The 14,168-nt window shown below is 35.5% G+C and carries 11 protein-coding genes; 6 read left to right on the forward strand and 5 right to left on the reverse strand.

Features of this window, described 5'->3' with window-relative positions:
* The first annotated feature begins 184 nt into the window (after window positions 1–184).
* Entirely contained in the window at window positions 185–739 is a 555-nt protein-coding gene (locus H033_RS0115180; RefSeq protein ID WP_026839069.1) for an REP-associated tyrosine transposase, read from the forward strand.
* Between the two features lie 533 nt (window positions 740–1,272).
* Complete coding sequence (locus H033_RS0115190; protein WP_026839071.1) at window positions 1,273–1,827, forward strand: REP-associated tyrosine transposase; 555 nt, start codon at window positions 1,273–1,275, stop codon at window positions 1,825–1,827.
* A gap of 127 nt (window positions 1,828–1,954) precedes the next feature.
* Here H033_RS0115190 and H033_RS0115195 read toward each other — a convergent pair whose 3' ends face one another.
* The 5 genes from H033_RS0115195 to H033_RS0115215 all read right to left on the reverse strand — a co-directional run bounded on the left by H033_RS0115195 (window position 1,955) and on the right by H033_RS0115215 (window position 7,852).
* On the reverse strand, window positions 1,955–3,376 hold the full coding sequence (locus tag H033_RS0115195) for an amidohydrolase family protein (protein ID WP_026839072.1): 1,422 nt from the start codon (window positions 3,374–3,376) through the stop codon (window positions 1,955–1,957).
* A gap of 153 nt (window positions 3,377–3,529) precedes the next feature.
* Window positions 3,530–4,996, reverse strand: a complete 1,467-nt coding sequence (locus H033_RS0115200) for a serine hydrolase (protein WP_026839073.1) — start codon at window positions 4,994–4,996, stop codon at window positions 3,530–3,532.
* A gap of 203 nt (window positions 4,997–5,199) precedes the next feature.
* A complete protein-coding gene (locus tag H033_RS0115205) occupies window positions 5,200–6,027 on the reverse strand; it encodes a cyclase family protein (protein WP_026839074.1) in 828 nt (275 codons plus the stop codon).
* Between the two features lie 124 nt (window positions 6,028–6,151).
* Window positions 6,152–6,688 carry a GNAT family N-acetyltransferase gene (locus H033_RS0115210; protein ID WP_026839075.1) on the reverse strand — a complete coding sequence of 179 codons (537 nt, stop codon included), beginning with the start codon at window positions 6,686–6,688 and terminating at the stop codon, window positions 6,152–6,154.
* 198 nt (window positions 6,689–6,886) lie between these two features.
* The gene (locus tag H033_RS0115215) at window positions 6,887–7,852 is read right to left on the reverse strand and encodes a carbon-nitrogen hydrolase family protein (RefSeq protein WP_026839076.1); all 966 of its coding nucleotides are present in this window, start codon (window positions 7,850–7,852) and stop codon (window positions 6,887–6,889) included.
* Between the two features lie 637 nt (window positions 7,853–8,489).
* Here H033_RS0115215 and H033_RS0115225 point away from each other — a divergent pair.
* From H033_RS0115225 to ribB, 4 genes are read left to right on the forward strand one after another with little or no spacing between them, the layout of a single operon-like run.
* A complete protein-coding gene (locus H033_RS0115225) occupies window positions 8,490–10,865 on the forward strand; it encodes an FtsK/SpoIIIE family DNA translocase (protein WP_026839077.1) in 2,376 nt (791 codons plus the stop codon).
* Window positions 10,866–10,888: 23 nt separating this feature from the next.
* A complete protein-coding gene (locus tag H033_RS0115230) occupies window positions 10,889–11,533 on the forward strand; it encodes a LolA family protein (RefSeq protein WP_026839078.1) in 645 nt (214 codons plus the stop codon).
* A gap of 1 nt (window position 11,534) precedes the next feature.
* Complete coding sequence (locus H033_RS0115235) at window positions 11,535–12,977, forward strand: LptF/LptG family permease (RefSeq protein ID WP_026839079.1); 1,443 nt, start codon at window positions 11,535–11,537, stop codon at window positions 12,975–12,977.
* Between the two features lie 38 nt (window positions 12,978–13,015).
* The gene (ribB, locus tag H033_RS0115240) at window positions 13,016–14,164 is read left to right on the forward strand and encodes a 3,4-dihydroxy-2-butanone-4-phosphate synthase (protein WP_026839080.1); all 1,149 of its coding nucleotides are present in this window, start codon (window positions 13,016–13,018) and stop codon (window positions 14,162–14,164) included.
* Window positions 14,165–14,168: the final 4 nt, after the last annotated feature.

The raw sequence follows: 14,168 nt of genomic DNA on the forward strand, positions 1-14,168 counted from the left end.
TTTAATATAGCTCGGCCAATTGAGAAATTTTGAATAAAAGCTACACCAGATACCAGATGGCGCGGAATTGCATTCCGTGCACGCATTGATGCAGAATTGCATTCCGTGCCCATAAAGTGACGCAAATACAAAAACTATTGTAGTGATATGTTAGTTTTTTATAACTTCAAATAAAAGCATTACTATGTCAACAAAATATAAAGCTACAACAACTGAAGAAGCTTTTTTTATAACCGTCACTACAGTAGGTTGGATTGATATTTTTACCAGACTAAATCAAAAACTGCTCATCATCAAAGCATTGCAGCATTGCCAACAAAACAAAGGTTTAGAAATATATGCTTATTGTATCATGTCTAGTCACATTCATTTGCTTTGCAAGGGTACAAACGGCTTTGTTTTGTCAGACATCATTAGAGATTTTAAAAAATTCACATCCAAGAAAATTATTCAAACAATAAATGAAGAACCTGAAAGTCGACGTGAGTGGTTGTTAGATTATTTTAAAAAATCCTGTGAACATCTAAAAAGAGAACAACAATACAAAGTTTGGCAAGATGGATATCACGCAGAAATTGTGGAAACCAAATGGTTTATAAAACAAAAAGTACATTATATTCACAATAATCCTGTAAAAGAGAAAATTGTAGCTTTGCCAGAAGATTATTATTTCAGTTCCGCGAGAAATTATGCTGATTTAGAAAATGATCTAGCAGTTGTTTTGTTAGATTTGTTTTGATAGTGGTTGTTGGCAGGGATTGTAGGTCTGCGCTATCAGGATGCAGGCACGGATTGCAAATCCGCGCTATCGGGTTACAAATCCGCGTTGTCGGGTTTATTTTGATAGTGGTTGTAGGTCTGCGCTGTCGGTTTACAAAGTTGTAAGCACGGATTACAAATCCGCGCGGTCGGGATTTACATTTTAGGTATCGGGTTCCGGTTTCTGGTTTCTGGTTTCTGGTTTCTGGTTTCAGATCTAATTCTTCATTTTGAAAGTCTCAAGTAGTTTTAAATAAAATTACCATTCAATAACGCGATTAAAGCTATAAATCCTAATAATGCCCCTCCAATTACTAAAATGGGTAAAACAATATTTAATATAGCTCCGCCAATTGAGAAATTTTGAATAAAAGCTACACCAGATGGCGCGGAATTACATTCCGTGCCCGCATTGATAGTGCAGAATTGCATTCCGTGCATAAAGTGGCGCAAATATAAAAACTACTGTAGTGATATGTTAGTTTTTTATAACTTCAAATAAAAAGCATTACTATGTCAACAAAATATAAAGCTACAACAACTGAAGAAGCTTTTTTTATAACCATCACTACAGTAGGTTGGATTGATATTTTTACCAGACTAAATCAAAAACAGGTCATCATCAAAGCATTGCAGCATTGCCAACAAAACAAAGGTTTAGAAATATATGCTAATTGTATCATGTCTAGTCACATTCATTTGCTTTGCAAGGGTACAAACGGCTTTGTTTTGTCAGACATCATTAGAGATTTTAAAAAATTCACATCCAAGAAAATTATTCAAACAATAAATGAAGAACCTGAAAGTCGACGCGAGTGGATGTTGGATTATTTTAAAAAATCCTGTGAACATCTAAAAAGAGAACAACAATACAAAGTTTGGCAAGATGGATATCACGCAGAAATTGTGGAAACCAATTGGTTTATAAAGCAAAAAGTGAATTATATTCACAATAATCCTGTAAAAGACAAAATTGTAACTTTGCCAGAAGATTATTATTTCAGTTCCGCAAGAAATTATGCTGATTTAGAAAATGATCTAGCAGTTGTTTTATTAGATTTATTTTGACAATGGTTATTGGCAAGGATTGTAGGTCTTCCCTACCGGGGTGTAAGCACAGATTACAAATCCGCGCTGTCGGGATTTTGTTTTGATATTGGCTGCAGGCACGGATTGTAAATCCGCGCTGTCGGGACTAGTACAAACCGACTTTCCCTTGCACCGACTCGAATAGCTTTTTAGAATCGAAACCTACTCCATCTTTAAAGACCAATTCCATTTTTCGAATATTCTTGATGTCTTCCCGTAGATCACCATCTATTAAGATCAAATCTGCTTTCTTCCCTTTTTCTATGCTTCCAATCTCTCTTTGTCTGTTTAGGAATTGAGCACCGTTCAACGTTCCTATCTTAATAGCATCCGGCAATGAAAATCCGGTTTCTACCAGAATTTCTATAGTCCGCTGATTGGCATATCCGGCTACGGTTCTCCCCGCCCCTGTAGGATCTGTCCCCGCAACCAGTTTTCCTCCCTTTTCATAAAAGCGCTTGGTCCACTCCAAATCTTTTTTAAATAAATCAATGGAAGTAGAATCATTATTTACAGATCGATCGTATTTATTTTGAAGGTCTTCTTGTAATTGTGGGATCATAGCGCTCAGTCCGCCACCAGGAACCACCTCATAACCCGTATATGGTTCAAAGACCACTGGTGTTGTGGTTAGGGTAGTATTGTTCTTAATTAGTAAATCCATTAAATCTTCCATTTTTGGATCATCTATATCTGTATCTATCAAACTTTTTCGTGCTTTAAAAGGATCGCATATTTCTTCCATTTTATCTGAAATAAAATCGCTGGAAGCCATAAATCCATGCTCCAGATTGTCTATTCCTAGATTTGAAGCTTCCGCATAGGTAAGGGAACATAAGTGCCCTGTAACTTTGAGTCCGCGTTTATGAGCTTCTGCCACAGATATTCTAAGATCCTCTTTGGTAATATGGTTATATACTTTAAAAGAAGTCACTCCTTTATCGGCCCAGTAGTTCACCAATTTAGCAACCTCAGCAGTGCCATCTATAAAGCCAAGCTCTGGGATGTCATAGCCTTCCCGTTCTATAAAAGGTCCTGTAACATCCATTTTTGGACCTGTCATTTTTCCTTCTTCGATCCATTTTTTTACATTAAGATCTGTTTGTGGCTGAATACTACCGCCGGTTCGCATCGTGGTTACCCCACCCGCCAGGTATAATCTTGGAAAAGTAAAGGTCATTTGGCCCACACTAAACCAATTCTCAAAAGGTTTACTATAAAATAAATGTTCGTGCAACATGACCAATCCCGGGATCACCGTTTTGCCGGTTCCGTTAATGATCAAGGCATTTTTAGGGATTACTACAGAAACCGCATTTCCTACATCTTGAATGATTCCTTTGCTTATCACGATAGTTTGCCCCTCTTTCACATCTCTACCAGTGCCATCTATCAAGGTAACATTTGTAATGGCGATGCTGGAAGTGTCTACGGCTATAAAAGCTTTTACTTGTGGGGTAAATTCTTGTGCAAAACTTCCAAAGCTAATTAGAAAAGTTAGTATCCATATATGTGAGGTTTTTATCATCTAATTTTATTTTTTAAAAGGTTTGTGGCTATAGACATTAAATTTAAACGGGTTTAAAATGACATCTCGACTAAGCTCGATGTGACATTAAATTGATAATAGCGAGACAACTCTAATTTACAAAAGGAATCCTTCGTACCAATTTGTATACTATTAATTCTCTTGAATTTTTTTCAGCATATCTTTCCCATTTTCATTATTAGGGTCCATTTCTATGGATTTCTTATAATTAAGAATTGCTAATTCCTTATTTCCCGCTTCCATATAAGCTTCTCCTAAACTGTCGTACACATTAGAAGATTCAGGAAATTCAGCCACATTAAGTTCAAAAACGGCAAAGGCTTCATTCATTTTTCGAGCTTGTAAAAATTGATATCCCAAGGCGTTCATGTCATTTTCCCTCAGAATATATTCCTTAGAGCCTTTTTGTTTTTCAAATGCCTTTAAGCCAGCTTCCAATCCGTTTTTAGTGATCTCATCCATCAGGAAATTTGCGAGCGTTTTCTGCGGAAGATCATAAGGCAGTTCGTTCATGATTTTGATAATGTTCCGGCTCATTTCTCCCAGATTCGTTCTCCCGGTATTATTAAGCAACACAACTAGTTCCTGATTGGCAGGTATTCTATCAATAATGGTGTTAAAGCCATTTATTCCACCTCCATGCCCGATTACAACTAAACTATCTTTTGAACCATTAGCCATCTTATTGGTTCCCCAACCATAGCCATAGGTTCCACCTCCAGATTTAATGTGCGGAGCAAATAAGAGATCTTTATTTTCCTTGGAAAGTAATTTATTTTCTGCAAGTGCTCTATCCCATAGATAAAGATCTTCTACTTTAGAATAAAGAGATCCTGCCGCATATGGAATAGACATATCCAGATAAGGTGCATTGGAATACGAATTCCCGCGCTTTTCGTAACCAGAAGCTCTATTTTTAAGGATCACATCATGATTATCGAAGCCCGTATCTTTCATGTTTAATGGCTGAAAGATCTTTTCTTGCAGGTTTTCTTCATAAGATTTACCAGTAACTTTTTCTATGATCACCCCCAATAAGAAATAGCCTGAATTGCTATAAGCGAATTTTTCTCCAGGAGCAAATTCCAATTCCATATCCTTGAATAGAGAGATAAAATCGTTTGGCGTATATGGATTTCGGCTGGTCTCCTCGAAAAATTTAGGAAAGGAAGTATAATTAGGAATTCCCGAGCTATGCGTGAGTAAATGATGCAACGTGATCTTATCTCCGGTAGCTTTAGGGTAGTTAGGAAGATATGTAGAGACAGGAACATCCAATTTCAATTTCCCTTCCTCAACAAGTTGAAGGATCAACATGGCTGTAAATTGTTTGGTGATAGAACCCAGCCTGTGTTTTGTAGTTGGAGTATTAGGAATATCCCATTCCATATTTGCTTTTCCAAATCCGTTCTTATAGATAACTTCACCATCTTCAGCTACCAATAAAGAACCATTGAACTGCCCATATTCTGTATACAAACTCATAAGGTCTTCTATTTGTGCCGCTTTAGATTGGGCATTTAGAAAATGATTATTTAACAAGCCAAGAAAGCAGCAAACGAGAAGGCTTTTTAATACAAAGGCTGGTTTTAGGAACATAGTATGGTGTTTTAGAAAGGTTGAAATTATATTATAATTAATTAATTATCAACAGACTAAAATAACGAATATTTAGATTAGTCCTGCTTTTATATTATTATTGAATGTAGATTTTTGATCTAATCCTATAAAAAAGCGACTCAAGTTTTTACTTGCACTCAATGACTAATGCATGAGATTTTGAAATCACTTCTTTAAGAATTCTAATTTAAGATGGCAACGATCCTCAAGGGAGCACCACTCCCTCCCTTTATTTTCATTGGTAAGGCTATAATTTGAAAATCTTTACTTGGTAATTTATCCAGATTCGTTAAATTTTCGAAAGCTGGGATGTTCTTGGACAGCAGAATAATATGACTTTCAAAAGTTTGAGATTGTCCATAATCTATACTGGGTGTATCTAAACCAATCGCATGAATATTTCTGTTTTCCACTAGCCAATTTGCAGCTTCCGGAGCTAATCCTGGAAAATGTAATTTTTTAATAGCTTCTTCTCCCCTCTCATTGGTTCCTAAATATTTCATTTTATCTGGATAAAATTTTGAGAAACCCGTTTCCAGCAATACGATAGCTCCTTGAGGGATCTCCATATTCTGCTCTTTCTCCCATTTTTTAAGGTCTTCTATGCTAATAAGATAGTCAGGATTTTTTATGGCATTTTCTGAAACATCGATTTTAATAGCATTCCCAATTAAATTTTCTAAAGGTATTTCATCTACTGTTTGTTTGTTGTTTGCAAAATGGATGGGCGCATCTATATGCGTGCCCCCATGCTCTGCAGTTGCAAAATTATTAGCCGAGTAATAAAAGCCTTGATCTGTTTCGCCTTTTGAAACAACTTCCAATTCAAATTCTTTTGCAGTAACCCAGTAAATAGTTTCTTCTGAAAAAACATGGGTGAGATCTATAATTTTACCTTCTAAACCTTTATCTTTTTTACTTTCAAGGCCATCGTTAGATGTACTCGGATTGTTATTACATGCAACTAAGAATAAAAAGGGAACTAAAATTTTTAATACAGCACTTTTCATGATATTAATTTAGATTCATTTTTCAACTAAGAAGCTTTGGGCAAATCCACGAGATATATCCCAAGCTATCAGTAGGATAATAATTTTAAAATCGCGGCAATTCAATAGCTATTTGGGCGGGGAATTAGACCCCAAATGAGGGATTAAATTTTTCAAAAATTATATTTTTAGGGTTACCTTCATCAAATCGGTCTTTATTCAGAAAAAACTCGTTCTTTCTCAATAATTTTGTTGAAGCCTCGTTATTTTTTTGTGTGAAGGCTTCAATTTTATTAAAACCCAAAACATTGAAACCAAATTTTAAAACTGCTGTCATTGCTTCGTTCATGATTCCCGAATTGTGAAATATTGGATCTAGATCGTAACCTATTTCAGCAGTTTTTCTATCTTCAGAAAAATTCCACAAACAAATAGAACCAATCATTCCAAAATCATTTTTAAGAGAAATAGTCCACTGAATTGTTTCTGAATTTTTGATGCCTAGTTTTGTTCTTTCTATAAAATCTATCGCTTTCTCCTTCGTGTCTGCATTCGGCCGTTTTACAAATTGATTCACAATAGGATCTGTTCGCAAATAGGAAACTCGTTTCCAATCTGACTTCAATAATTCTCTTAAAACCAATCTTTCTGTTTTTAACTGAGGAAAAGGTTTAAACTTCATATTTGATCGAATTTTTTATTTCTTCTTCAAAAGTATATCAAAATAATTGATAGATTTCTCGAACATCTTTTGGTATTATTTCTAAAGTTCTTGAGTTGCCTGATATTTGCAAGAGTTATAGGGAAGATGTTGAACAATTTTAAATATCCAGGCATCCTCTAAAATGTTGCATTTAAACAACTGTTATTATGTATAAATTTAAGCCTCTCCATCTTTCAACTTTAAAATAGTTTGTCGTTCTCGATTTACCATTAGCTGTGTAACATCTGGTCTTGAATAATGCCCGGAAGGATCAAAATTCTGGCGTTCCTCTAAAACCCGATTAAAATCTAGTGTGGCTGTTAGAATTCCTTCTTTATCCACCACCGGTTCTAGTACCCATTCCCCATCTGGTCCCGCAATACAAGAACCTCCATTAGCTAGAACCTCAGGAGCATTTTCTAGTATTTTCGAAATATGCGGAGTTGCTGCTGGAAAATCATTTTTGCTCATTAAGCTAGACACCGAGATTACATAAGACCTAGATTCTCTGGCTATAAAACGGGTGATATCTTTGGTATTGTCAATGGTTCCTGGCCATACTGCAATATGTAAATTCTCTCCTTGTCCATATAATGCTGCGCGCGGTAATGGCATCCAATTTTCCCAGCAGTTTAAACCGCCCACAGTAAATTCCTTTAGTGAATGCACTTGCAATCCATTTCCGTCTCCGGGAGACCATGTTAGGCGTTCTTCATAAGTTGGCTGGAGTTTTCTATGCACAGAGCATATTTTCCCGTCTTGATCTATATAGACCAAAGAACAGTATAAACTGTGACCTCCTCTATTCTTTGGACGCTCGATAATTCCAAGATAGATTGCTATTTTATTTTCTCTTGCGAGGGTACAAATTTCATTGAGTTCTCCTAATTCTATTTGAATCGCATTTCTAAGATAATGAGCATGAAGCTCTTTTTGAACTTTCGAATTAAATTCGGCTCCATTGGTTAAGGATACCCAAAACGGATAACCGGGGAGCAAGCCCTCTCCAAACACCACTAATTCGCATTTTTTTGCTGCAGCATCAACTATAGAAGACTTAATCTTTTCAATAGTTTTCAGCTTATCCAGCCAAATTGGAGAAATTTGAGCCAATCCCACTTTTAATATATTAATATTTTTCATGTTATTTTTTAAAATTAATTTTAGATAAAAGCCAGAAGATCATATAAAAAAAAGACTTTTCGACTAGTTTAGAATTATGTTTTTTTCTTATAATGATCAGCGATCTGTTCTTTAAAAATTATATTTCAATCTCTGGAAATTCAGAGATAAAATTAGGGGAGTTGATTGCTGAAATTTTTGCACTAAAATGATAAATAGTTTTTATAGGGTTCACCCTAAGGGTTTTATTAAAATATCTATTGCGGTTAAGTCGCAAACATTTTTAAATAACTGTTCTGAAAGATAAGAAATATCTTGTTTCACGCTGTAATTACTAATATGGAGGTATGCCAATTCTAAAGTGTTCTTAATATATAAATAGAGAATCACCTAATTTCGTTGAAGTAAATTGCTGCTTAGATCCCAGGCCAGTATATTCAAAATAAGAGTTCATAGAGATGTATTTATTCTATTAAAGAGGTTAAAAATATTAAATATAACAAATAGGCTGTAGAATATACTTTCAGAATTTTAAATAATAAAATCCTTAGATTTGAGTTTATAAAAGTTAAAGTTCCTAATTGTTAATATTGAAGCCTGATTCTTTATTTTAGAATCTTGCTAAATTGTATTTTTACCCAAACTCCTTTGAGAATTTATGCCCAAGAAAAAAGCCTCAACCAGAAAAACTAAAAATACGAAGATCAAAAAACCGGTATTTAAGCTTAACAGGCAGCAAAAAGTGGTTTTAGGCAGCTTCCTAATTTTATTGGGGGTTGGCTTGCTAATTGCTTTTATTTCATTTTTATTTAACTGGCAAGCAGATCAAAGTACGCTACAGGATTTTGGAAACCGTGAACTGGTTGCTAAAAACTGGATGAGCAAGTTTGGAGCAAGTATCAGTGATTTTTTCATTTACAATGGTTTTGGGCTGGCTGCTTTTATTCTAGCCAGTTTAGTAACACTTACCGGAGTTTATCTTTTCTTCGATTTTAAATTGAAAAATCTTTTTAAGTTTTGGTTCTGGGGATTATTAATGATGATCTGGTGGGCAGTCTTCTTCGGTTTTTTCGCTGAAAAGAATGCAATGTTGGGAGGTCGTGTAGGTTTTGAGATCAATGATTATTTACAAGATTACATCGGGCTAATTGGAACTGCTTTATTGCTAACATTTATGCTCATTTCATATCTGGTTTTTAGACTAAAGGTCACTCCAGAACTTATAGGTTCGTTTATCAGTTCTAAAAAGAAGGAAATAAGAGATGACTTTGAGACATCTTCAACAGCTTCAGCACATTCCCCACCAGCGAATAAAACTTACGAAGAAGAAGATTGGGTTTCTGAAGTTGTACCGAAAAAAGGATCTACCAATATTGAAGATAAATCCGCTCCTACTCCACTTACAATTAATAAAGATATTCCAAAGCCAACTCCAGTTGCAATAGAGGAAGATTTAAAAATGGAAGTGGAAACTGTAGAAGAGGAAGAAGTTGAAGACACTCTTAGTAGTAAGTTAGTAAAAGATTTTGGGGAATTCGACCCAACCTTAGATCTTAAAAATTACAAATGGCCTACTATAGATCTACTGAAGGATTATAACGCAGGAGGTGGCGGAATAACTGTAGATCAAGAAGAGTTAGAAGAAAACAAAAATACCATTGTCTCTACTCTTAAGAATTATAAGATCGAGATAGCACACATAAAAGCTACAGTAGGACCAACTGTTACCTTATATGAGATAGTTCCCGAAGCGGGAATTCGTATCTCCAAGATCAAGAACTTAGAAGATGACATCGCCCTATCCCTTGCGGCCTTAGGTATTCGAATTATTGCGCCTATTCCCGGAAAAGGAACAATTGGTATTGAAGTGCCAAATAAGAATGCAACTATCGTTTCTATGCGTTCTGTGATCGCTTCTCCAAAATTCCAAAATGCCGAAATGGAACTACCAATGGCACTAGGAAAATCTATTTCCAACGAGACCTTTGTGGTAGATCTTGCCAAAATGCCTCACCTGCTAATGGCTGGTGCTACAGGACAAGGAAAATCTGTTGGTCTAAATGCAATTCTAACCTCGCTTCTTTACTGCAAACATCCGGCAGAAGTGAAGTTTGTATTGGTAGATCCAAAGAAAGTAGAACTTACTCTTTTCAATAAAATTGAACGTCATTACCTGGCGAAACTTCCGGGGTCTGAAGATGCGATTATCACCGATAATTCTAAGGTAATTGCTACCCTTAATTCTCTATGTATAGAAATGGATGACCGTTACAACCTTTTAAAGGATGCAATGGTTAGAAACATTAAAGAATACAATGTAAAATTTAAAGCTAGAAAACTAAATCCGGAGAACGGACATAAGTTTCTTCCTTATATCGTACTAGTGATTGATGAATTTGCTGATCTTATTATGACCGCTGGAAAAGAAGTGGAAACCCCTATCGCGAGATTGGCTCAGTTAGCTCGTGCTATTGGGATCCACTTAATTATTGCTACACAAAGACCTTCTGTAAACGTTATTACAGGGATCATCAAAGCTAACTTCCCTGCTAGAATTGCTTTTAGGGTGACTTCTAAAATAGATTCTAGAACAATTTTGGATTCCCAAGGAGCCGATCAATTAATTGGTCGTGGAGATATGTTATTTACTCAAGGGAATGAACTGGTGCGTATTCAATGTGCATTTGTGGACACTCCAGAGGTAGATAAAATTACCGAATTCATTGGTTCTCAAAAAGCATATCCAGATGCTCATATACTCCCAGAATATGACGATCCTGAGAGTGGCACAGGACTTGATATAGATGTAAGCGAGCGAGATAAATTGTTCCGGGAAGCTGCAGAAGTTATAGTGATTGCACAACAAGGTTCTGCATCTTTACTACAACGAAAATTGAAGTTAGGATATAACCGCGCCGGTAGAATTGTAGATCAATTAGAAGCCGCCGGAATTGTGGGTCCTTTTGAAGGAAGTAAAGCCCGCCAAGTTTTAGTGACAGATCTCGTCTCTTTAGACCAACTATTAAACAATTGAGACACAAAATTAAAAAACTAAAGATGAAAAGATTAAGTATTGTAATGATTGCCTTATTCAGCGTTTTCGCTATGAATGCTCAGGAATCTACAAAAGCAAAAAAATTATTAAGCGAGGTATCTTCTAAGGTAAAAGCCTATGATAATATGGTGATCGACTTTAAATACTCTCTAGAAAACACTGCAGAGAGCGTAAGTCAGGAAACACGCGGTGATGTTAGTATTAACGGAGATAAGTATTTATTGAATTTAATGGGTACCACTCAGTTATTCGATGGGAAGAAAATTTACACCATCATCCCAGAGGATCAAGAGATCAATATATCCGATTATGTAGAAGAAGACGCTAATAATATTACACCTTCTAAAATGTTTTCTTTTTACGAAGAAGGATACACTTACAAATGGGATATTTCTCAGGATGTAAAAGGAAGACAGATCCAATATATTAAGTTAACACCAATGGATAGTAATGCCGATGTGAAAAATATTTTATTAGGTATAGATAGCCAGACCAAACATATCTACAACTTAATTCAAACGCAGGATAATGGAACAAAGATCACTATTACTGTAAAAAGTTTTAAAACCAATCAGCCATTAGCGAAGAATTTGTTCAGCTTTAATGAAGGACGATATAAAGATTTCTATATCAATAGATTAGACTAAATTGAGAATACTAGACCGGTACATATTAGTAAGTTATTTAAAAACATTTTTAGTAGTTTTTATCATCTTGATGTTCATTTTTGTACTTCAAACCATTTGGTTGTACATAGGCGAACTTGCCGGAAAAGATATAGATGCAGGAATTATTTTAAAATTCCTGCTTTATTTTTCTCCAAAACTAGTACCGCTTGTTCTACCCCTTACCATTCTGCTTACTTCTATAATGACCTTTGGAAGTTTTGCAGAAAATTACGAATTCGCCGCCATGAAATCAGCAGGAATTTCCCTGCAGAGAGCGATGCGAAGTCTAACGGTTTTTATAATTTTTATTAGCCTTGTTGCATTTTTCTTTTCGAACAATGTGATTCCCGCTGCAGAATTTAAATCTATCAATCTAAGAAAGAATATTGCACAGCTAAAGCCTACAATGGCAATTTCTGAAGGGGTCTTTAACGACATTCAAGATTTTAATATTAAGGTGGATGAAAAAACTGGTGACAACGACCAGTACCTAAAGAATGTGATTATTCATCAAAAATCTGCAAGAAGTGAAAATCTCACGGTCATAAAAGCTACTGAAGGAGAGTTAGTAGGAAGCACAGATTCTGAAGTACTTTCCCTTATATTGAAAGATGGAAATTATTATGATGAAATTCCGCAGAAAGATCCCTCTAAACGGGACAATAAACCTTTTACAAAGAGTTATTTTAAGGAATATATAATCAATATAGATATTTCTAATTTTAATAATGTAGACATGGATGACGAGAATTATAGAAATTCTCAAAACATGTTGAAGATTGGAGAGCTTTCACAGAGTATAGATTCTTTCTCTACTTCCTACAACCAAGAATTAAATAAGTTTGCCGATGTTATTTATAGCCGTACCGGAGCAAGTTATTTTGCATCTAATTACAAGGCTAAAGATTCCATTACCAATTTTGATGAATCTATTCTAGAATTATATGATAATAAGGATGCATTACAAATTGTAGATCTTTCCTTAGGGACTGTAAATGCAGCTCTTTCCAGCGTATCTATTAAAAAACAGGAATTCCAGAATAGCACAAGACAACTTAATAAATTTGAAATTGCCCTTCATGAAAAATATGTTTTAGGTGTTGCCTGTATCATTTTGTTCTTCGTAGGAGCCCCTCTGGGAGCCATAATAAGAAAAGGAGGGATGGGACTTCCTATGGTCGTTGCCATTTTAATCTTCCTTACCTATCATTTTATAGGGATCTTTGCTAAAAACAGTGCAGAAGATGGAAGTATGAGTCCGTTTCTAGCATCTTGGCTTTCCACGTTAATCATGTTGCCATTAGGAATCTTTTTTACATATAGAGCAACCACCGATCAAGGTTTATTGGCTTTCGGTAATTTTATGGCTCCAATCAATAAGCTTATTAAAAAACTCTTCAGGAGTAAGTCGGAAACAAAATAGATTAAATATCTTTGCAGCCTGAAAAAGAAATTATAATTATGCCGCAAGCAATCCAAAATAAACAACAATTAAAATTACATTCTATCCAGGAAGCCATAGATGACATCCGGGCTGGTAAGATCATTATTGTTGTAGATGATATAGATAGAGAGAATGAAGGGGATTTTCTTGCTGCAGCAGAAGCTGTAACACCAGAAATGATCAATTTCATGGCCACTCACGGTCGTGGTCTTATTTGCGCTCCTATTACAGAGGAGCATTGTAAAGAATTGAAGTTGGATATGATGGTTGGTAATAATACCGATCCATTGGAAACGGCTTTTACAATCTCTGTAGATCTAAAAGGAAATGGTGTTACTACAGGGATCTCTGCAGCCGATAGAGCAAAAACTATTAAAGCATTGATAGACCCTAACACAAAACCTATCGATCTTAGTAGACCTGGACATGTGTTCCCTTTAAAAGCTAAAGAAGGCGGGGTATTAAGAAGGACCGGACATACAGAAGCTGCTATAGATTTCGCTAGATTAGCAGGTTTTCAACCAGCAGGAGTGATCGTAGAAATCATGAATGAAGATGGAACTATGGCAAGATTACCTCAGCTAATTGAGGTGGCCAATAAATTCGATCTTAAGTTAGTTTCTATTGAAGATCTTATAGCTTATAGAATGCAACATGACTCTTTGATAGAGAAAAAAGAGGATTTCGATATTCAGACTAGGTTTGGAACTTATAGAATGAGAGCCTACAAACAAACCACAAACAATCAGGTTCATATTGCACTTACAAAAGGTGTTTGGAAGACCAATGAAGATATCATGGTTAGAGTAAATTCAACACTTATCAATAACGACATCTTAGGAACTCTTACCAATAATGCCGATAAGAAATTGGACGATATGTTCAAGGCCATAAATGATGAAGGCCGTGGAGCAATAGTCTTTATTAATCCTGCAAACCAATCCCTTAATTTGCTAAGCAGACTTTCAGAATTAAAGGAGCGTCAGAAAAAAGGAGAGGTAAAAGCACCGCCAATAATAATGGATTATAAAGATTTTGGAATTGGCGCACAAATTCTACACGATCTTGATATTCACAAAATTAAATTATTATCTAACTCGCAGCAAACCAAGCGCGTGGGAATGATTGGTTATGGATTAGAGATCATGGAATATGTAAATTATTAAGCTA

The sequence above is a fragment of the Gillisia sp. JM1 genome (assembly GCF_000424645.1).
GTDB lineage: Bacteria > Bacteroidota > Bacteroidia > Flavobacteriales > Flavobacteriaceae > Gillisia.

Coding starts and splice junctions, on each gene's coding strand:
- H033_RS0115210 (WP_026839075.1), bottom strand. CDS start 6,688: ATGAAGTTTAAACCTTTTCCTCAGTTAAAAACAGAAAGATTGGTTTTA.
- H033_RS0115225 (WP_026839077.1), top strand. CDS start 8,490: ATGCCCAAGAAAAAAGCCTCAACCAGAAAAACTAAAAATACGAAGATC.
- H033_RS0115230 (WP_026839078.1), top strand. CDS start 10,889: ATGAAAAGATTAAGTATTGTAATGATTGCCTTATTCAGCGTTTTCGCT.
- ribB (WP_026839080.1), top strand. CDS start 13,016: ATGCCGCAAGCAATCCAAAATAAACAACAATTAAAATTACATTCTATC.
- H033_RS0115195 (WP_026839072.1), bottom strand. CDS start 3,376: ATGATAAAAACCTCACATATATGGATACTAACTTTTCTAATTAGCTTT.
- H033_RS0115180 (WP_026839069.1), top strand. CDS start 185: ATGTCAACAAAATATAAAGCTACAACAACTGAAGAAGCTTTTTTTATA.
- H033_RS0115190 (WP_026839071.1), top strand. CDS start 1,273: ATGTCAACAAAATATAAAGCTACAACAACTGAAGAAGCTTTTTTTATA.
- H033_RS0115205 (WP_026839074.1), bottom strand. CDS start 6,027: ATGAAAAGTGCTGTATTAAAAATTTTAGTTCCCTTTTTATTCTTAGTT.
- H033_RS0115215 (WP_026839076.1), bottom strand. CDS start 7,852: ATGAAAAATATTAATATATTAAAAGTGGGATTGGCTCAAATTTCTCCA.
- H033_RS0115200 (WP_026839073.1), bottom strand. CDS start 4,996: ATGTTCCTAAAACCAGCCTTTGTATTAAAAAGCCTTCTCGTTTGCTGC.